Below are 18,041 nucleotides of genomic sequence, written 5' to 3' on the forward strand. Positions count from 1 at the left end.
TAACCCTACGCCTTAGGCTCTGACGCAGCCGCATCAGTCGCTTGGTTAGTGATATCAGTAACAGGAATGATGTTCATCTGCCATTTCCAATTATCAGTCGTTGTTGCCACTGGAATCATTTCGATACAGTCAGTAGGGCACGGTGCGACACATAGATCACAACCTGTACATTCATCTTTAATTACTGTGTGTAGAGCCTTGGTGCCACCAACAATGGCGTCAACCGGACAGGCTTGAATACACTTGGTACAGCCGATACACATATCTTCATGAATGAAAGCAACGGTTTTTACTTTGTTATCTAAGTCATGAGCGGAGTCTTCAACTTCTACGCCCATTAAGTCTGCTAGCTTCTCAATGGTTGCTTGTCCGCCAGGAGGACATTTGTTGATCTTGTCTCCGTTAGCGATCGCCTCTGCGTATGGACGACAGCCTGGGTAGCCACATTGGCCACATTGAGTTTGCGGTAAAATGGTGTCGATTTGATCAACGATAGGGTCGGCTTCTACTTTAAATCGGATAGAAGCAAAGCCCAAAATAGCGCCAAAAACAGCGGCTAAAACGGCTAGCGCAATGATCGCAATTAAAATGGTACTCATGCTTATTTCACCAACCCAGTAAAGCCCATAAATGCCAGGGACATTAGGCCTGCTGTGATCATCGCAATCGATGCGCCTTTGAATGGCATTGGAACATCAGCAACCGTAATACGTTCACGCATCGCAGCGAATAGGATAAGAACAAGAGAGAACCCCACCGCAGCGCCGAAACCATAGATGATCGACTGAATGAAGTTGTGGTTTTCATTGATGTTCAAAAGCGCCACACCTAACACCGCGCAGTTGGTGGTGATAAGAGGCAGGAAGATACCCAACAGGCGGTATAGAGTCGGGCTGGTTTTGTGAACGACCATTTCCGTAAATTGAACGACCACCGCGATAACCAAGATGAAACTCATGGTACGCAGGTATTCAATACCCAGAGGGGTAAGGATGTAGGTTTCTACTAGGTATGCAGATACCGACGCTAACGTCAGAACGAAAGTCGTCGCGAGGCCCATGCCAATCGCAGTCTCCAGCTTCTTGGAGACTCCCATAAATGGACATAGCCCTAAAAACTTCACTAGCACAAAGTTATTGACCAGCACTGTGCCAACCAGCAACAAAAGGTATTCGGTCATAATGGATTAATTCTTGAGATTCCGATCCCGATATTATCCTGCTTTGCTCACCTAATAACAACCAAGGATCACTAGGGATTTAGACACTTGGTGAAAAAAACATCAGGTAATCGTTTGATTGTTAAAAGTCACACTAAGTATAGACGGCCAATTTTTACTTGCTGAGACACGTTTATAGCAGTGGCTAAATTGGATCTTTAATGAATGGAGACAGATCTTAGCACTAGCGACAAGGCAACAATCGTTGGTTCTTTGGGTGCAGGTTTATCCCAAGGAATCGTAAAAGGGGACAGTATAAGAAAAAGAATAAAAGGCATCAAAACGCAAAAAGCCGTATCGAGTGATACGGCTTCTTTAAATTTGGCTCCCCTTGCAAGACTTGAACTTGCGACATACGGATTAACAGTCCGCCGTTCTACCAACTGAACTAAAGGGGAATTACTTGTGAACGGCGAGAATTCTAATAACAGTCCGTTTTTCTGTCAACAAAAAATAGCAGAAAAAAGTAAGATAAAAAACTTTACTTTCTTGAACACCTTATTGGATTTAGCTTGGATGTAGTTATCCACCAAAATTGTGGATAAGTGTGTGTGTTAAACTTTAATAACAATAATTGAAATAAATCTAAAAATGTAACAAATGCAGCTAATCGTATGTATTTTAAGGAATTATTTAGAGATGTCGCTATTGTATAACTTTTTTAGATTACAGCGATAACAGTAAAATAGGCGGTATTTTTAGATTTTTTGGGGAAAAGTAGTGGATTAAAAATAGAGTAATTTAGCTGAAGAGATCTTGCAGGGGCACGGATAATACCAAGTTCTAAACGTAAAAGCTATAACTGATATCGAGTCTTAAGAAGCATTTCTCTAGATAATAGTTGCAACAACACTCCTCCTAGAGTGACAATGACCTGATTAAAAAAACAGTATGGAAATGGCGACCTATGAGTAAACTCTTTGACTTGGTATCGGACTACAGCCCGTCTGGGGACCAGCCGACAGCGATAACCAAATTACTAGACGGATTAGATTCTGGTTTGGCACATCAAACGCTATTAGGGGTAACGGGCTCAGGTAAAACCTTTACGCTTGCCAACGTCATTTCCCAATCTCAAAGACCTGCGATCTTGTTAGCGCCGAATAAGACGTTGGCCGCTCAACTTTATGGTGAAATGAAATCTTTTTTCCCCAATAACGCCGTAGAGTATTTTGTTTCTTACTACGATTACTACCAACCAGAAGCCTATGTGCCGACCACAGACACATTCATCGAGAAAGATGCGTCTGTGAATGCCCATATCGAACAAATGAGGCTTTCGGCAACCAAGGCCTTGCTTGAACGAAAAGACGCCATTATCGTCGCGTCTGTATCGGCTATCTACGGTTTGGGTGATCCTAAGTCTTACTTGAAGATGATGCTTCACTTGAGTCGCGGTGAGGTTATGGACCAACGTGACATCTTACGCCGCTTAGCTGAACTTCAATATTCGAGAAATGATGTCGCCTTTGAACGTGGTCAGTTCCGTGTTCGTGGTGAGGTCATTGATATCTTCCCTGCTGAATCTGACCAAGATGCAGTGCGAATCGAAATGTTCGATGATGAAGTCGACTGTATAAGCATCTTTGATCCCCTGACTGGCGCAATTAAACAAAGAGATTTACCGCGCTTTACCGTTTACCCCAAAACTCACTATGTAACGCCGAGGGAGAAAATCCTTGAGGCGATTGAGAACATTAAAGATGAACTTCGAGACCGAGCTCAATACCTAAAGGACAACAACAAGCTTTTGGAAGAGCAGCGTATTTCTCAGAGAACTCAATTTGATATCGAGATGATGACGGAACTTGGTTTCTGCTCCGGTATCGAAAACTATTCACGATACTTGAGTGGTCGTGAAGAAGGGGAAGCGCCTCCGACATTATTTGATTACTTGCCTGATGATGGCCTGTTGATTATCGATGAGTCACACGTGACTGTACCGCAAATTGGCGCCATGTATAAAGGTGATCGCTCTCGTAAAGAGACTCTGGTTGAATTTGGTTTCCGCCTGCCTTCTGCATTGGATAACCGCCCAATGAAATTTGACGAGTTTGAATCGATAGCTCCGCAGACTATTTTTGTATCAGCAACGCCAGGCAACTACGAGATCGAAAAGTCAGATGGTGAAATTGCTGATCAAGTCGTGCGTCCGACAGGTCTTTTAGACCCAGTTATTGAAGTAAGGCCTGTGTCGACTCAAGTTGATGACCTGTTGTCTGAAATCAGAATACGCTCAGTGAAAGAAGAGCGTGTTTTGGTCACAACATTGACTAAGAGAATGGCGGAAGACTTAACTGAATACCTAAGTGAGCATGGTGTTAAGGTTCGCTACTTGCACTCAGATATCGATACGGTTGAGCGTGTAGAGATCATTCGAGATCTACGTCTGGGTGAGTTTGACGTGTTAGTGGGTATTAACTTACTTCGAGAAGGGTTGGATATGCCTGAAGTGTCGCTGGTGGCAATTCTTGATGCAGATAAAGAGGGTTTTTTGCGTTCTGAACGTTCTCTTATTCAAACCATTGGTCGAGCCGCACGTAACTTGGAAGGTCGAGCTATCTTGTATGGTGATTCGATTACCAAATCAATGAGAAAGGCGATTGATGAAACTGATCGTCGTAGAGAAAAACAACAAGCTTACAATGAAGAGCAAGGTATTACGCCGCAAGCGCTTAAACGTAATATTAAAGACATTATGGAGCTGGGCGACCTAACTAAGTCGAAACAGCAGCGACAATCTAAGCAGGTTCCACTATCGAAAGTTGCCGAGCCTTCAGAAAATTACACAGTGCTTACGCCGCAGCAGCTCGATAAAGAGATCAGTAAGCTAGAAGCTGCGATGTATCAACATGCTCAGAACTTGGAATTTGAATTAGCGGCTCAAAAGCGTGATGAGATAGAGCAGTTGAGAAAGCAGTTCATTACCAACAGCTAATCTCACCCTTATTCATGAAGTTCATACCGGAAAAGTCTAAAGTAGAAAGTGTTCAGACAAAAAAACAGCCAGTAGTAAATGTTCTACTGGCCTACGTTTGTGAACAATGAGTCCACTAACAACGTCAGTTGGCTAGGTGACCCGAAGGTCAATTTAGCCGCTGCATCGTTCGTGCCATGTAGCTAATACATTGATTATTTGAAGCAGGCAAAGAAATACAGTACAAATGCTGTGGTTGATTTGCATAATGCAAAGCGGAATGCGATTATAATAAGAAATGCAAATTATAAATGGCTAGGATATGCAATCAAAAACGCTAGATAACAAATCAAAGTATTTGTTGATGGTGGAGGATACGGCTTCGGTCGCAGCTTTATATCGCTCTTATCTGACACCGCTCGAAATTGATATCAACATTGTCGGTACAGGTCGCGATGCAATTGAGAGTTTGAATCATCGAATCCCAGATCTAATTTTGTTAGATCTGCGTCTTCCTGATATGACGGGCATGGACGTGCTGTTTGCAGTAAAACAAAAATACCCTGAAGTGCCCGTTATCTTCATGACGGCTCACGGTTCTATTGATACTGCTGTAGAAGCCATGCGTCATGGTTCTCAAGACTTCCTTATCAAACCGTGTGAAGCCGACCGACTCCGTATTACGGTGAATAACGCGATTCGTAAAGCCACCAAGCTTAAAAACAGCTCGGAGCATCCAGGGAGCCAAAACTATCAAGGCTTCATTGGTAGTAGCCAAACCATGCAGCAGGTTTACCGAACCATCGATTCTGCCGCATCAAGTAAGGCGAGTATTTTTATCACAGGTGAAAGTGGTACTGGTAAAGAAGTATGTGCAGAAGCCATTCATGCAGCGAGTAAGCGTGGTGATAAGCCTTTCATCGCCATCAACTGTGCGGCAATTCCTAAAGACTTGATTGAAAGTGAGCTGTTTGGCCACGTCAAAGGTGCCTTTACGGGCGCGGCAACCGATCGCCAAGGTGCTGCTGAACTTGCTGATGGCGGAACTTTGTTCCTCGATGAGCTGTGTGAGATGGACCTTGAACTGCAAACCAAGCTTCTGCGTTTTATCCAAACGGGTACTTTTCAAAAAGTCGGCTCTTCGAAGATGAAGAGTGTGGACGTTCGTTTTGTTTGTGCAACCAACCGTGACCCTTGGAAAGAAGTACAAGAAGGTCGCTTTAGAGAAGATTTATACTATCGTTTATACGTGATCCCTCTTCACTTGCCGCCACTGCGTGAGCGTGGGGAAGATGTCATCGAGATCGCATACTCGCTACTAGGCTACATGTCGGTTGAGGAAGGTAAGGCTTTCGTACGCTTTGCTCAGGAAGTGCTTGATCGCTTTAATCAATACGAGTGGCCGGGTAACGTTCGTCAGCTACAAAATGTGTTGCGAAACGTGGTGGTATTGAATAATGGTAAAGAGATTACTCTGAACATGCTCCCACCTCCACTGAACCAGCCGATTGAGAATCGTCTGCGGTTGAAAGAGAAACAGAATGAAGACATCACGGTAAAAGATATTTTCCCATTGTGGATCACTGAGAAAACGGCAATCGAACAAGCCATTAAAGCGTGTGACGGTAATATCCCTCGCGCGGCTGGTTTCTTGGATGTCAGTCCATCAACGATTTACCGTAAATTGCAAACGTGGAATGCGAAGCCGTAATTACCAAACAATAAGAACGAACGATGATGAAAGTATTAAATCAGCAAAAAGTTGATGAGCTTGCCGGTGAAATAGGGCAAGAGAATGTTCCGGTGTTGCTGGAGATCTTTTTAGGTGAATTGAAGGGATACTACGAGCACTTGGAGCTAAATAAAGATACCGATACGTCCAAGTATTTGGCCGATATCAGTCATGCATTGAAGAGCAGTGCTGCGAGTTTTGGTGCTGATTCTTTGTGTAGTTTCGCCATTAGCTTAGATGCAAAAGTTAAGCAAGCGTTGCCAGTGACAGAGGTGGATTTTAAAGATATGCAAGAACTTCTGTTATCAACGTACACGGAATATCAGCAGTTGATGACTGATCTCTAAAACGGTTGATGATATAAGCGGGTATTAAAAAGGAGCATAACGCTCCTTTTTTGCTTTTACTGGTCTCTGTCGTTTATTCCGAGCTATAAGCTATGTGCATTAAGCTAGTTGAGCCCGAATCGCTTGTTGAAGTTTTAAACGGTCATGTCGCCAATCTCGGTTAGGAGAGGCAAGGTCGGTGGTCACGCAGTTCCAAAGTCCTTCAAGTTCAGGGTGCGGCGCATTACCCAGCACGATATCAATTTTTCTCGCTTTGCAGGTACGTTCACACCATTCAAGCTGTTCTTGAAGCGTCATTTTTCCTGCAGGGCCATGTTCTGGCGAAAGGTTTTCGATGAAGATAACCTTAGCCTTGGTGTTCTCAGCAATGGCTTTCCCAATCTCAGGAAGGAGAAGAGGGGGCATAACACTGGTCAGGAAGCTGCCAGGGCCAAGAACGATACAGTCGGCTTGTTCTACGGCTGCAACGGCTTCTTTGGTTGCCGGCACTTCTGGAGACAAGTCCATCATGCGCAGTTTTTCTGTCATGTCGTCAACGTTGGTTTCCCCCGTAACCCAGCGACCATCCATTGATAACGCTGTGAGATCGGAAGGATGCTCTGTCATCGGGACGATATTGACATCAACCTTGAGCATATTTCGAATTAGGTTAATTGCTTCTAGTGGGCGAACAGAGAGGTTGTCTAATGCTGTGAGCATCAGGTTACCCAGGTTGTGGCCGTCCAGTTCACCTTGACCGCGAAAACGGTACTCAAACATCATCGAACTGATGGAAGGTTCGGTGATCAATTGGTTGATGCAGTTACGAGTGTCTCCCCAAGCGATGCCCCCTTGGCAGTCTCGAATTCGTCCGGTTGAACCACCGTTATCTGTTGTTGCGACAATGCCAGTCGCATTGCTACCAAAGTCTTTTAATGCAGCAAGCATACGACCTAAGCCATGGCCTCCACCGATTGCTACGACTTTCTTTGATGAATAAATGTTCATTTTTTGTTCTATTAAATTATTACTAACTATAATTTAGGTTAAATGCTTCTTGTCAGATACCTAACAAGAGTTAATTTGAGGGTTTGGTACATTTTTTTTGTTGATATGACCCGTTTTTGGTTATCAAAGCTAGATTCACGTACAAATATTAAGTATTTTATTACTCAGCTACTGTACGTATAAATATAACGTGCAGTTGCCATAACTCCGAGCTCTCGCATGCTAAGTCGCACAGTGGTATTTGCTGTACCGATACGCCTCAAGAGCCAGTGACATGTTGTCACAAGGGCTTAATTGGAAATGATTAAGCCTCCCGTGTTTGGAAAGGTGTTCCGTGGCGCAACAATTCGAAGATAGATTCCATCGCAAATTTTATTATTTGCGCTTGTCGGTTACAGACGTCTGTAACTTTAAATGTACTTACTGCTTGCCGGATGGTTATAAACCGTCAGGGCAGAAAAACTCGTCTTTTTTAAGTGTTCCCGAGATCAAACGCATTGTAAAAGCGTTTGCAGATTGTGGTACCTCAAAGATCCGCATTACAGGCGGAGAGCCGAGCCTGCGTAAAGACTTTCCTGAAATCATACATACCGTTGCTTCTACTCCAGGCATCGAAAAAGTAGCCACGACAACTAATGGCTACCGCATGGAGAAACAAGTAGGGCAGTGGCGTGATGCTGGTTTAACCCATATAAACGTGAGCGTGGATAGTTTAGATTCACGTATGTTCCATCAGATCACTGGTGAGAATAAGTTTACTGAGGTTATGCGAGGCATTGATAAAGCGTTTGAGGTTGGCTACGAACAAGTCAAAGTCAACGTTGTATTGATGAAAGACCTCAACAGTCAGGAATTACCAGCCTTCCTTAATTGGATCAAAGACAAACCTATTCAATTACGTTTTATCGAGCTGATGAAAACCGGCGAGATGGACGAGTTGTTCGATAAACACCATGTCTCTGGCGTTGCGATTCGCAATCAGCTTATTGCTAACGGTTGGCTGTTAAAAGTCAAAGCTGTTAACGATGGCCCAGCACAAGTGTTTGTCCACCCTGACTACAAGGGTGAAATTGGTTTGATTATGCCTTACGAGAAAGACTTCTGTGAGAGTTGTAACCGACTGCGTGTATCTGCGATCGGTAAGCTTCATCTATGTCTGTTTGGCGACCACGGTGTTGAACTGAGAGATCTGTTGCAAGAAGATCGACAAGAGCAAGCGCTCATCGATCGTATTCAGGCTCAGCTTCAAACCAAGTCCGTTAGCCACTTCTTGCATGATGGCAACAGCGGTATGACTCCAAACTTGGCGTCAATCGGCGGTTAACCCGCTACACACTCTAAAGCATTTTATCGCTCAGCTTATTTAGGCTGGGCGAATCAGTCTAGGGTGTGTTGCTCTTTCGAGCTGATTTTTGCAGCGAGTTGCTGGGTATTTATACAAGGCAGAGGCTTTGATGTGTAGCTAGCCTACATGAGAAGCCGATAACGTAGTAGAAATGACCAGCAAACGCTGCCCGAAGGGTTCGGCTAAAAGCGTTTTACTCTTTGTTGAGGGAGATTTGCTTAGAATGACTAGGCTACTTCCCCCTCGCCGCGATTAAAACGCTTTTATCTCGAACAAAATTTAATCACGAAAGGTCAACACGCCCTAATAATTGAAAAGTTTATATAGGTGAACAAATGGGTCACGCAGAAAGCAAATTTCAAGCAGCAAACATTGCAGTACTAACCGTTTCAGATACGCGTACAGAAGAAAATGATACGTCAGGTGGTTATCTAGCTGAGCATGCTAAAGAAGCCGGCCACAACGTGGTTGATAAGCAAATCGTTATCGACGACATGTATAAGATCCGCGCTATCGTATCTCAGTGGATTGCTGATGACAGCGTACAAGCGATCATGATTACTGGTGGTACGGGTTTTACGTCTCGAGACAGCACACCTGAAGCGCTTAAGCCTTTGTTCGATAAAGAAGTAGAGGGTTTTGGTGAGCTATTCCGTCAAGTGTCTTACGAAGAGATCGGTACATCGACAATTCAATCTCGTGCGATTGCGGGTTTTGCTAACCACACGGTTATCTTTGCAATGCCAGGCTCTACGGGTGCATGCCGCACAGGTTGGACTAAGATCATCAAGCAACAGATGGATGCGAGCCACCGTCCTTGTAACTTTATGCCACACCTTTCTGTATAAGGCGGTTTGAGTATGAGCCAATTTACACACATTAACGCGTCTGGCGAAGCGAACATGGTCGATGTATCGGCTAAAGCGGAAACGGTACGCGAAGCAAGAGCGGAAGCGTTCGTTCAAATGTCGGCAGAAACGCTTGAGCTGATTGTCTCTGGTAGTCATCATAAAGGTGATGTTTTCGCAACGGCGCGCATTGCTGGTATCCAAGCGGCTAAGAAGACATGGGATCTGATTCCACTGTGTCATCCTTTGCTACTGACTAAAGTAGAAGTTCAGCTTGAAGCAATCAAATCTGAAAACAAGGTTCGTATCGAATCTGTCTGTAAGCTTGCGGGTAAGACAGGTGTAGAGATGGAGGCACTGACCGCAGCTTCGGTCGCTGCGTTGACTATTTACGATATGTGTAAAGCTGTTCAGAAAGACATTGTTATCGAGAACGTACGCCTGTTAGAGAAGACGGGTGGTAAATCAGGTCACTTCAAGGTGGAATCATGATTACAGTACTTTTCTTTGCTCAAACTCGTGAACTGGTTGGTGTGGACAGCGTGGAAGTTGATGCACAGTTCAAGACGATTGAAGCGATTCGTAGCCACCTTGTAGAACAAGAAGGGAAATGGGATATTGCATTGGAAGAGGGCAAGCTTCTCGCTGCGCTTAACCAATCCATCGTACCTTTGACTACGGAAGTGAAAGATGGCGATGAAGTCGCTTTTTTCCCTCCAGTAACTGGAGGCTAAGTATGAATGATTCTCGAGCTATTGATCCAAGAGTATTAGTGACTGCTGAAGACTTTTCTGTGGGTGATGAATACGACTACTTGGCTCAAGGTACAGCTGCTGGAGCGGTAGTGACGTTTGTTGGTAAAGTTCGCGACATGAATCTTGGCGACAATGTGATTGGTTTGTCTTTGGAGCATTACCCTGGCATGACAGAGAAGTCGCTGAGCGAGATCTGTGATCAAGCTGAAGCGCGCTGGCCTATTCAGAAGATGCGAGTGATTCACCGCGTTGGTGACCTAGATATCGGTGATCAGATTGTTTACGTTGGTGTATCCAGTGCACACCGCGGTTCAGCCTTTGAAGCCTGTGAGTTTGTTATGGATTTCCTCAAAACCAAAGCACCGTTTTGGAAAAAAGAACGTACTACCGAGGCGACTCGTTGGGTTGATTCTCGAGATTCAGATGCAAAAGCTGCGGAGCGTTGGGGAAAGTAAGCCTCTCAACATTGTGTTTGATCCAGAAGTAAACAGTAGAAAGCCGACGATTAACGTCGGCTTTTTTTGTGGATACTATAAAGTTTTTGTATAAAAAACGTGGTCCTAATAAATAATTACTCGGCTAGATTGCATGTAAATTCAAGGGTTTATTTGGTCTGGATTGGTGCGTCGCTTTATCCGTTTTAGTGCAGAGCACTATGCTGTTTTGTTTAAAGTGATGACCCTCACAAATAGTGCAGTCTGTTTAGGTGATATGTGATATGCAATTAGATTTAATGTGGCATTAATGTTAATTTTCTGGCGGTGTTATAGGACAAGATGCTAAAAAAAAGTATCAATACAGATACATCAACACTAAAGGCTGTTTCTTAATAAAGTTACTCTGTGTAATTCACTACGCATTAGGTTTTTATTAGATATTTACACTGATATCATGAATATTTTGGGAAATTCTCCGATTTTTTGCGACATGTTAATAGCAAATTACTTCAATGATTGATAGTGTGAGCCGCAATCTTTGTAAGGTTTTAGGTTTTAATGCTTAATATTTGAGCTAAATACATCTAAATCACTGCCTTTCAGTGAGCCGAACAAAGAAGTCATGGATGCAATACAAAAAACTTGGAGTTTATTAAATGTACAAGAATAAAATCACTCAAGCCCTTCTTCTAGGTGCAGGTCTGGCAGTGGCTGCCACTTCTACTCTTTCTATCGCTGCTGACGTTCCAGCAGGTACAGAACTAGCAAAAGTTCAGGAACTGGTCCGCGGTAACGGTACTGAAGTTGCGACTATCGACCCTCACAAATCTCAAGGTGTACCAGAATCTCACGTAATTCGTGATCTTCTAGAAGGTCTAGTGAACCAAGACGGCGAAGGTAACACTATCCCAGGGGTAGCCGAAAGTTGGGAAACGACAGACAACAAAACATTCACTTTCCACCTACGTAAAGATGCAAAATGGTCTAACGGCGATCCTGTAACAGCTGAAGATTTCGTTTACAGTTGGCAACGTGCAGTCGATCCTGCCACAGCTTCTCCATACGCTTGGTACATGGAATATACCAAGATGGTGAACGCGAAAGACATCGTAGCGGGTAAGAAAGACAAGAGTGAACTCGGCGTTAAAGCTGTAGATGAATACACGCTTGTTGTTGAATTAGAAACAGCGGTACCATACTTCGTAATGATGATGGGCCATACCACAGTGAAGCCAGTGCATAAGGCAACTGTTGAAAAATACGGTGACCAATGGACTAAGCCAGACCACTTCGTTGGTAACGGTGCATTTGTTCCAAATCAATGGGTCGTTAATGAGCGTCTTGAGTTAGTTCGTAATGAAAATTACTGGGATAACGATCATACCGTTCTTAATAAAGTAACGTTCCTACCAATCGAAAATCAAGTAGCGGAAATGAACCGCTTCCTATCTGGCGAAATCGATTTCACATACGAACTTCCAGTAGAGCACTTCAAGCGTCTTAAGAAAGAACACGCTGAAGATGTATCGGTAGCGGGTAACCTATGTACTTACTACTACATCTTTAACACTAAGAAAGCACCATTTGATGATGTTCGTGTACGTAAGGCTATCTCTTACGCAATTGATCGTAATATCGTAAGTGACGCAATCCTAGCGCAAGGTCAAAAACCAGCTTACTTCCTAACGCCTGAAATTACAGCGGGCTTCAATCCTGAGCTACCAGTTTACGGTAAGATGTCTCAAAAAGAGCGTAACGCAGAAGCAGAACGTCTTCTTGAAGAAGCAGGTTACGGTAAAGATAACCCACTTAAATTCAACCTACTTTACAACACTTCAGAGAACCACAAGAAGATTGCTGTAGCGCTAGGTTCTATGTGGAAGAAAACACTGGGTCTTTCTGTAACACTTGAGAACCAAGAGTGGAAAACGTACCTATCTTCTAAAGATTCTGGTGACTTCGAAGTAGCACGTGCTGGTTGGTGTGGTGACTACAATGAAGCGTCTTCGTTCCTAACGCTAATGAAGAGTAATAACACTACCGGTGGTGTTCACTACGATAGCGCTGAGTACGACCAAATCATTGATAAAGCACTTAACTCTACATCAGCAGAAGAGCGTGAAGCACTTTACCTAGAAGCTGAGGCGTTAATGGCTAAAGATATGCCAATCGCTCCTATCTACCAATACGTGAAATCACGTCTACTGAACCCGCATGTCGGTGGCTTTCCAGCTAATAATGCGGAAGAGAAAATCTACTCAAAAGACCTCTATATCAAAGCTCAATAATAAGCGCTTCGATTATAAAAAGTTAATATAACTATAACGATACAGACACTACATGCACAGGGCGTGCATGTAGCGTTTTTCTAATTTTCATTGTCACAGACTGAAAGAGTGAGTTTATGTTTAAATTCATTATGAAAAGGATATTTGAAGCGATTCCAACCATGTTGGTGTTGATCACTATCTCTTTTTTTCTTATGCGTTTTGCTCCGGGCAATCCGTTTTCAAGCGAACGTCCATTACCGCCAGAGGTTATGGCGAACATCGAAGCAAAATATGGCTTAGATAAACCTGTATTTGAGCAGTACACCACGTACTTGACCAATATTCTACAAGGTGATTTTGGCCCTTCGTTCAAATATTTAGATTACTCTGTTAACGAGTTAATCTCGGTTGCACTTCCCGTATCGGCAAAGGTAGGCCTTGTTGCTTTTATCTTTACGTTATTAATGGGGGTTACCATAGGGACGATAGCCGCGCTGAAGCACAACACCTGGGTTGATTACACCATAATGTCGACCGCCATGCTCGGTGTTGTAATGCCTTCGTTTGTATTGGCTCCAGCTCTTATCTATGTGTTTTCTTTACACTTAAATCTTTTTCCTGCCGGTGGTTGGCTCGATGGGTCGGCTAAATATCTCGTGCTACCGGTTATTGCGATGTCTCTTCTATATGTAGCAACCTTTGCTCGTATCACTCGCGGGAGCATGATCGAAACCTTAAATAGTAACTTTATCCGTACTGCTCGAGCTAAAGGTCTAAGCTACCGTTATATTGTTCTTAAACATGCACTTAAGCCGGCAATGCTACCTGTTGTTTCATACATGGGACCAGCGTTTGTCGGTATCATTACAGGTTCAGTTGTTGTAGAAACCATCTTCGGCTTACCAGGTATCGGCAAGCTGTTTGTTAACGCCGCGTTTAACCGTGACTACTCGCTAGTAATGGGTGTAACCATCTTGATTGGTTTCCTATTCATCTTGTTCAACGCAATTGTTGATATTTTACTAGCGCTTATTGACCCGAAAATTCGCTACTAACAGGGACGCATGGTTATGTTGAATAAAAAAGAAAATTTAGAAGCGATCGAAAACTTCTCTGAGAGTTTGGAAATTGAAGGTCGTAGCTTATGGCAGGATGCACGTATTCGTTTTATGCGAAATAAAGCCGCAATGATCAGTCTGTTCATTCTAACGATTATGGTGCTATCGGTAATCTTTTTACCGATGCTGGCACAGCATGCTTACGATGACACTGATTGGTACGCAATGCACGTAGGTCCAAATGCTGATCACTGGTTTGGTACCGACAGCTTAGGTCGTGACCTATATGTTCGTACGATGATTGGTGGCCGTATCTCTCTTATGGTGGGTGTGATGGGCGCATTCGTAGCGGTACTGATCGGTACGCTTTACGGTGCTGCTTCAGGCTTCATTGGTGGTCGTACTGACCGAGTGATGATGCGTATCCTAGAGATCTTATACGCGGTGCCATTCATGTTCCTAGTGATCGTATTGGTAACGTTCTTTGGCCGTAATATTGTACTTATCTTTGTTGCTATCGGCGCGATTGCTTGGCTCGACATGGCGCGTATTGTACGTGGCCAAACATTGAGTTTACGCAGTAAAGAGTTCATTGAAGCTGCGCACGTATGTGGTGTCAGCAAATGGAAAATCATTACACGTCATATCGTACCGAACGTATTGGGTATTGTTGCGGTTTACTCAACGCTACTGATTCCAAGCATGATCCTTACAGAATCATTCTTATCTTTCCTTGGTCTTGGGGTTCAAGAGCCTATGACAAGTTGGGGCGCGCTGTTACAAGAAGGTTCGCAAACAATGGAAGTTGCTATTTGGCAACTGGCATTCCCTGCGGCATTCATGGTAGTCACGTTGTTCTGCTTTAACTACGTAGGTGATGGTCTGCGCGATGCGCTTGATCCAAAAGACAGATAACGAAATAGCAATCAAAAGCTATAAAAGATTAAGGAAGCAATAATGAGCTTATTAGATGTCAAAGATCTGCGCGTCGAATTTACCACTCAAGATGGTATTGTCACTGCAGTAAATGATCTGAATTTCTCACTCAACCAAGGCGAAACGCTAGGTATCGTGGGTGAGTCAGGTTCGGGTAAATCTCAAACGGTATTTGCACTGATGGGACTGCTGGCGAAGAACGGCATCATCTCAGGCAGTGCAAAGTTTGAAGGCAATGAAATTCTCAATCTGCCAGAGAAAGAACTTAACAAGGTTCGCGCCGAACAGATCGCAATGATCTTTCAAGATCCAATGACCTCACTGAACCCTTACATGAAAGTAAGTGATCAGTTGATGGAAGTACTTATGCTGCATAAAGGCGTGGGTAAAGCCGAAGCGTTTGAAGAATCAGTACGCATGCTTGAAGCGGTGAAAATCCCTGAAGCTCGCAAGCGTATTACTATGTATCCGCATGAGTTCTCTGGCGGTATGCGTCAGCGTGTGATGATTGCAATGGCGTTATTGTGTCGTCCAAAACTACTGATTGCTGATGAACCAACAACCGCTTTGGATGTAACTATTCAAGCGCAAATCATGGAATTGCTGAACGAATTGAAAGATGAGTTTAATACGGCAATTATCATGATTACCCATGATTTGGGGGTGGTTGCGGGTTCTTGTGAAAAAGTACTTGTGATGTACGCCGGTCGTACCATGGAATACGGTACGGTTGATGAAATTTTCTACGAGCCAAGCCACCCATACGCCGAAGGCTTACTGAAAGCGATTCCTCGTTTGGATACCGAAGGTGAAATTCTACCGACGATTCCAGGTAACCCTCCTAACTTACTTCGCCTGCCTACAGGTTGTCCTTATCAGGATCGTTGTCACCGTGTAATGGACCGTTGTAAGCAAGAAGCACCAATTTTGCAGCCATTTGCAAAAGATCGTCAGCGTGCTTGTTTTTCTGATTGGGAGACTTGGACAAAATGAGTAAAGAATTACTATTAGATATTAAAGACCTGAAAGTTCACTTTAGCATCGCGGCTAAGTCAGCTTGGCCATGGGCGAAACCATCAAATCTTAAAGCGGTTGATGGTGTAGATGTTCATCTTTACGAAGGTGAAACGCTGGGCGTAGTCGGTGAGTCAGGTTGTGGAAAATCAACGTTTGCACGCGCTATTATCGGATTGGTTGAAGCAACTGACGGTCAAGTAATGTGGTTAGGTCAAGACTTAACTAAGATGCAAGAAGTGAAGCGTCGTGAGACTCGTAAAGAAATTCAGATGATCTTCCAAGATCCGCTAGCGTCGCTGAACCCACGTATGTCAGTAGGCGACATTATTGCCGAGCCTCTACAAACTTTCTATCCAGAGCTTTCTAAACAGGAAGTGAAGGACAGAGTTAAAGAGATGATGGCAAAGGTTGGTCTGCTGCCAAACGTAATCAACCGTTATCCGCATGAATTCTCTGGTGGTCAATGTCAGCGTATCGGTATTGCGCGTGCGCTTATTCTGAAGCCTAAGATGATCATCTGTGATGAACCTGTTTCAGCATTGGATGTGTCTATCCAAGCTCAAGTCGTAAATCTTCTTATGGAACTACAGAAAGAGTTAGGTTTGTCTTTGGTATTCATCGCACATGATTTGTCAGTGGTTAAACACATCTCTGACCGCGTGTTGGTGATGTATTTGGGTAATGCGGTAGAGCTGGGTGAATCGGATGCTTTATTCGCTGACCCCAAGCACCCGTACACCAAAGCCCTGATGTCTGCAGTTCCGATTCCAGATCCTCGCTTAGAGCGCAGCAAAACGATCCAGATGTTGGAAGGTGATTTACCATCGCCAATCAACCCGCCATCGGGTTGTGTGTTCCGTACTCGTTGCCCACAAGCAACCGAGATCTGCGCACAGACCAAGCCAACCATTCAAGGTAATGACGTACACGCAGTCTCTTGCTTGCATGTACAAGTCTAGAACCTATTGATATCGGTTCAGCCTGTGACAGGCTTAAGCGCAACTTATTGATGAGTTGCGCTTTTTTTGTATCTGAACAAACCTCCTTCAAATAATTCGAACAACTAAGCCAACTTATTCTAGTTTTGAAAAAATGGGCCTTTTTTATACTAGAGAAAAGATTTGCAAGGCAGAGGTTTAGATATGGGCAAGTTAGTTGAAGGTGTTTGGCACGATGTGTGGTACGACACCAAAGAAAACGGCGGTAAGTTCGTTCGTGAAGACGCAGGCTTTCGTCACTGGGTAGAGAATAAGCCGGACGCACAGTTTCAACCGGAAAGCGGCCGTTATCACTTATACGTATCATTGGCTTGTCCCTGGGCGCATCGCACTCTGATCTTCCGTGAGCTGAAAGGCCTAACCGATCATGTTGATGTGACGGTGGTTTGCCCTGATATGATGAGCGAAGGGTGGCAAATGGGGTTACCGGAACCTCTTTTCGGCCACACTCGTATGCACCAAATCTACACCCAAGCCAAACCGGACTATTCAGGAAGAGTAACAGTACCTGTTTTATGGGATAAGAAAACCAACACTATCGTGAGTAACGAGTCGTCTGAAATCATCCGAATGTTTAACTCAGAATTTAACGAGTTAACAGGCAACACGGATGATTACTATCCGTGGGAATTGGCGAGCAAGATTGATGAGTGGAACGATTATATCTATCCGAACATTAATAACGGCGTTTATCGTACCGGCTTTGCGACAACACAAGAAGCCTATGAAGAAGCGTATGACGCCTTATTTGAAGCGTTAGATAAAGTTGATGCTCATCTTAGCGAACACCGTTATCTGGCGGGTAATAAGATTACAGAAGCGGATTGGAGATTGTTTACCACTCTAGTTCGATTCGACGCAGTGTATGTGGGTCACTTCAAGTGTAACAAGCAGCGAATAGCGGATTACGCTAATATTCAGGGCTACCTGAAAGAGCTGTTTCAGGTCGAAGGTATTAAAGAAACAACTGATTTTTACCACATCAAACGTCACTATTATTACAGCCACACAGGTATTAACCCAACCCAAGTTGTGCCGAAAGGGCCTGCACTTGATTTAGAATCGGCCCATGGACGAGGTTAGATTAATCTTAAGAGTATCAAATAACCTCAAGCATTAGACATAAAAAAACCCTAGATAAGAATCTAGGGTTTTTGCTTTCTACAAAAGAAAAA

At 43.9% G+C, this 18,041-nt stretch carries 17 protein-coding genes, 1 tRNA gene and 1 riboswitch; of the genes, 14 read left to right on the forward strand and 4 right to left on the reverse strand.

Annotated features, from left to right (window positions below; all coding sequences use genetic code 11):
- Positions 1 to 5: 5 nt before the first annotated feature.
- The 3 genes from rsxB to OCU50_RS04445 all read right to left on the reverse strand — a co-directional run bounded on the left by rsxB (position 6) and on the right by OCU50_RS04445 (position 1,617).
- Entirely contained in the window at positions 6 to 599 is a 594-nt protein-coding gene (gene rsxB, locus OCU50_RS04435; protein WP_060467332.1) for an electron transport complex subunit RsxB, read from the reverse strand.
- A 2-nt stretch (positions 600 to 601) separates the two neighbouring features.
- Complete coding sequence (gene rsxA, locus OCU50_RS04440) at positions 602 to 1,180, reverse strand: electron transport complex subunit RsxA (protein WP_046222689.1); 579 nt, start codon at positions 1,178 to 1,180, stop codon at positions 602 to 604.
- Between the two features lie 361 nt (positions 1,181 to 1,541).
- Positions 1,542 to 1,617 (reverse strand) — tRNA-Asn (locus OCU50_RS04445).
- 509 nt (positions 1,618 to 2,126) lie between these two features.
- On the opposite strand from OCU50_RS04445, the gene uvrB reads away from it, so the two are divergent.
- From uvrB to luxU, 3 genes are all read left to right on the forward strand, one after another.
- Positions 2,127 to 4,157, forward strand: a complete 2,031-nt coding sequence (gene uvrB, locus OCU50_RS04450; protein WP_060467333.1) for an excinuclease ABC subunit UvrB — start codon at positions 2,127 to 2,129, stop codon at positions 4,155 to 4,157.
- A gap of 301 nt (positions 4,158 to 4,458) precedes the next feature.
- A complete protein-coding gene (gene luxO, locus OCU50_RS04455; protein ID WP_060467334.1) occupies positions 4,459 to 5,847 on the forward strand; it encodes a quorum-sensing sigma-54 dependent transcriptional regulator LuxO in 1,389 nt (462 codons plus the stop codon).
- 23 nt (positions 5,848 to 5,870) lie between these two features.
- Positions 5,871 to 6,215 carry a quorum-sensing phosphorelay protein LuxU gene (luxU, locus tag OCU50_RS04460; protein WP_017056506.1) on the forward strand — a complete coding sequence of 115 codons (345 nt, stop codon included), beginning with the start codon at positions 5,871 to 5,873 and terminating at the stop codon, positions 6,213 to 6,215.
- Between the two features lie 99 nt (positions 6,216 to 6,314).
- Here luxU and OCU50_RS04465 read toward each other — a convergent pair whose 3' ends face one another.
- On the reverse strand, positions 6,315 to 7,202 hold the full coding sequence (locus OCU50_RS04465; protein ID WP_060467335.1) for a YvcK family protein: 888 nt from the start codon (positions 7,200 to 7,202) through the stop codon (positions 6,315 to 6,317).
- 193 nt (positions 7,203 to 7,395) lie between these two features.
- Positions 7,396 to 7,548: riboswitch (molybdenum cofactor riboswitch) on the forward strand.
- Here OCU50_RS04465 and moaA point away from each other — a divergent pair.
- The 11 genes from moaA to OCU50_RS04520 all read left to right on the forward strand — a co-directional run bounded on the left by moaA (position 7,537) and on the right by OCU50_RS04520 (position 17,949).
- On the forward strand, positions 7,537 to 8,526 hold the full coding sequence (gene moaA, locus OCU50_RS04470; protein WP_060467336.1) for a GTP 3',8-cyclase MoaA: 990 nt from the start codon (positions 7,537 to 7,539) through the stop codon (positions 8,524 to 8,526). It overlaps the preceding riboswitch by 12 nt.
- A 356-nt stretch (positions 8,527 to 8,882) precedes the next feature.
- A complete protein-coding gene (gene moaB / locus OCU50_RS04475; protein ID WP_010437177.1) occupies positions 8,883 to 9,395 on the forward strand; it encodes a molybdenum cofactor biosynthesis protein B in 513 nt (170 codons plus the stop codon).
- A 12-nt stretch (positions 9,396 to 9,407) separates the two neighbouring features.
- Positions 9,408 to 9,887, forward strand: coding sequence for a cyclic pyranopterin monophosphate synthase MoaC (gene moaC / locus OCU50_RS04480; RefSeq protein ID WP_060467337.1), 480 nt, complete (start codon positions 9,408 to 9,410; stop codon positions 9,885 to 9,887).
- The gene (moaD, locus tag OCU50_RS04485) at positions 9,884 to 10,129 is read left to right on the forward strand and encodes a molybdopterin synthase sulfur carrier subunit (RefSeq protein ID WP_055319720.1); all 246 of its coding nucleotides are present in this window, start codon (positions 9,884 to 9,886) and stop codon (positions 10,127 to 10,129) included. Before moaC ends, moaD begins: the two co-directional genes overlap by 4 nt.
- A gap of 2 nt (positions 10,130 to 10,131) precedes the next feature.
- Positions 10,132 to 10,605, forward strand: coding sequence for a molybdopterin synthase catalytic subunit MoaE (moaE, locus tag OCU50_RS04490; RefSeq protein WP_060467338.1), 474 nt, complete (start codon positions 10,132 to 10,134; stop codon positions 10,603 to 10,605).
- Between the two features lie 638 nt (positions 10,606 to 11,243).
- Positions 11,244 to 12,875 carry an ABC transporter substrate-binding protein gene (locus OCU50_RS04495; protein WP_060467339.1) on the forward strand — a complete coding sequence of 544 codons (1,632 nt, stop codon included), beginning with the start codon at positions 11,244 to 11,246 and terminating at the stop codon, positions 12,873 to 12,875.
- 116 nt (positions 12,876 to 12,991) lie between these two features.
- The gene (gene oppB / locus OCU50_RS04500) at positions 12,992 to 13,912 is read left to right on the forward strand and encodes an oligopeptide ABC transporter permease OppB (protein WP_017054957.1); all 921 of its coding nucleotides are present in this window, start codon (positions 12,992 to 12,994) and stop codon (positions 13,910 to 13,912) included.
- Positions 13,913 to 13,927: 15 nt separating this feature from the next.
- Positions 13,928 to 14,830 carry an oligopeptide ABC transporter permease OppC gene (gene oppC / locus OCU50_RS04505; protein WP_017054958.1) on the forward strand — a complete coding sequence of 301 codons (903 nt, stop codon included), beginning with the start codon at positions 13,928 to 13,930 and terminating at the stop codon, positions 14,828 to 14,830.
- 42 nt (positions 14,831 to 14,872) lie between these two features.
- A complete protein-coding gene (gene oppD, locus OCU50_RS04510) occupies positions 14,873 to 15,844 on the forward strand; it encodes an ABC transporter ATP-binding protein (RefSeq protein ID WP_060467340.1) in 972 nt (323 codons plus the stop codon).
- Complete coding sequence (gene oppF, locus OCU50_RS04515; RefSeq protein WP_017054960.1) at positions 15,841 to 16,827, forward strand: murein tripeptide/oligopeptide ABC transporter ATP binding protein OppF; 987 nt, start codon at positions 15,841 to 15,843, stop codon at positions 16,825 to 16,827. Before oppD ends, oppF begins: the two co-directional genes overlap by 4 nt.
- A gap of 183 nt (positions 16,828 to 17,010) precedes the next feature.
- Positions 17,011 to 17,949, forward strand: coding sequence for a glutathione S-transferase family protein (locus OCU50_RS04520; protein WP_060467341.1), 939 nt, complete (start codon positions 17,011 to 17,013; stop codon positions 17,947 to 17,949).
- The last annotated feature ends 92 nt before the right edge of the window (positions 17,950 to 18,041 follow it).

This window comes from Vibrio toranzoniae (assembly GCF_024347655.1).
GTDB lineage: Bacteria > Pseudomonadota > Gammaproteobacteria > Enterobacterales > Vibrionaceae > Vibrio > Vibrio toranzoniae.

Excerpts from the sequence above, each read along its gene's own strand:
- rsxB (WP_060467332.1), bottom strand. The coding sequence starts at position 599 with ATGAGTACCATTTTAATTGCGATCATTGCGCTAGCCGTTTTAGCCGCT.
- rsxA (WP_046222689.1), bottom strand. The coding sequence starts at position 1,180 with ATGACCGAATACCTTTTGTTGCTGGTTGGCACAGTGCTGGTCAATAAC.
- uvrB (WP_060467333.1), top strand. The coding sequence starts at position 2,127 with ATGAGTAAACTCTTTGACTTGGTATCGGACTACAGCCCGTCTGGGGAC.
- luxO (WP_060467334.1), top strand. The coding sequence starts at position 4,459 with ATGCAATCAAAAACGCTAGATAACAAATCAAAGTATTTGTTGATGGTG.
- luxU (WP_017056506.1), top strand. The coding sequence starts at position 5,871 with ATGATGAAAGTATTAAATCAGCAAAAAGTTGATGAGCTTGCCGGTGAA.
- OCU50_RS04465 (WP_060467335.1), bottom strand. The coding sequence starts at position 7,202 with ATGAACATTTATTCATCAAAGAAAGTCGTAGCAATCGGTGGAGGCCAT.
- moaB (WP_010437177.1), top strand. The coding sequence starts at position 8,883 with ATGGGTCACGCAGAAAGCAAATTTCAAGCAGCAAACATTGCAGTACTA.
- moaC (WP_060467337.1), top strand. The coding sequence starts at position 9,408 with ATGAGCCAATTTACACACATTAACGCGTCTGGCGAAGCGAACATGGTC.
- moaD (WP_055319720.1), top strand. The coding sequence starts at position 9,884 with ATGATTACAGTACTTTTCTTTGCTCAAACTCGTGAACTGGTTGGTGTG.
- moaE (WP_060467338.1), top strand. The coding sequence starts at position 10,132 with ATGAATGATTCTCGAGCTATTGATCCAAGAGTATTAGTGACTGCTGAA.
- OCU50_RS04495 (WP_060467339.1), top strand. The coding sequence starts at position 11,244 with ATGTACAAGAATAAAATCACTCAAGCCCTTCTTCTAGGTGCAGGTCTG.
- oppB (WP_017054957.1), top strand. The coding sequence starts at position 12,992 with ATGTTTAAATTCATTATGAAAAGGATATTTGAAGCGATTCCAACCATG.
- oppC (WP_017054958.1), top strand. The coding sequence starts at position 13,928 with ATGTTGAATAAAAAAGAAAATTTAGAAGCGATCGAAAACTTCTCTGAG.
- oppD (WP_060467340.1), top strand. The coding sequence starts at position 14,873 with ATGAGCTTATTAGATGTCAAAGATCTGCGCGTCGAATTTACCACTCAA.
- oppF (WP_017054960.1), top strand. The coding sequence starts at position 15,841 with ATGAGTAAAGAATTACTATTAGATATTAAAGACCTGAAAGTTCACTTT.
- OCU50_RS04520 (WP_060467341.1), top strand. The coding sequence starts at position 17,011 with ATGGGCAAGTTAGTTGAAGGTGTTTGGCACGATGTGTGGTACGACACC.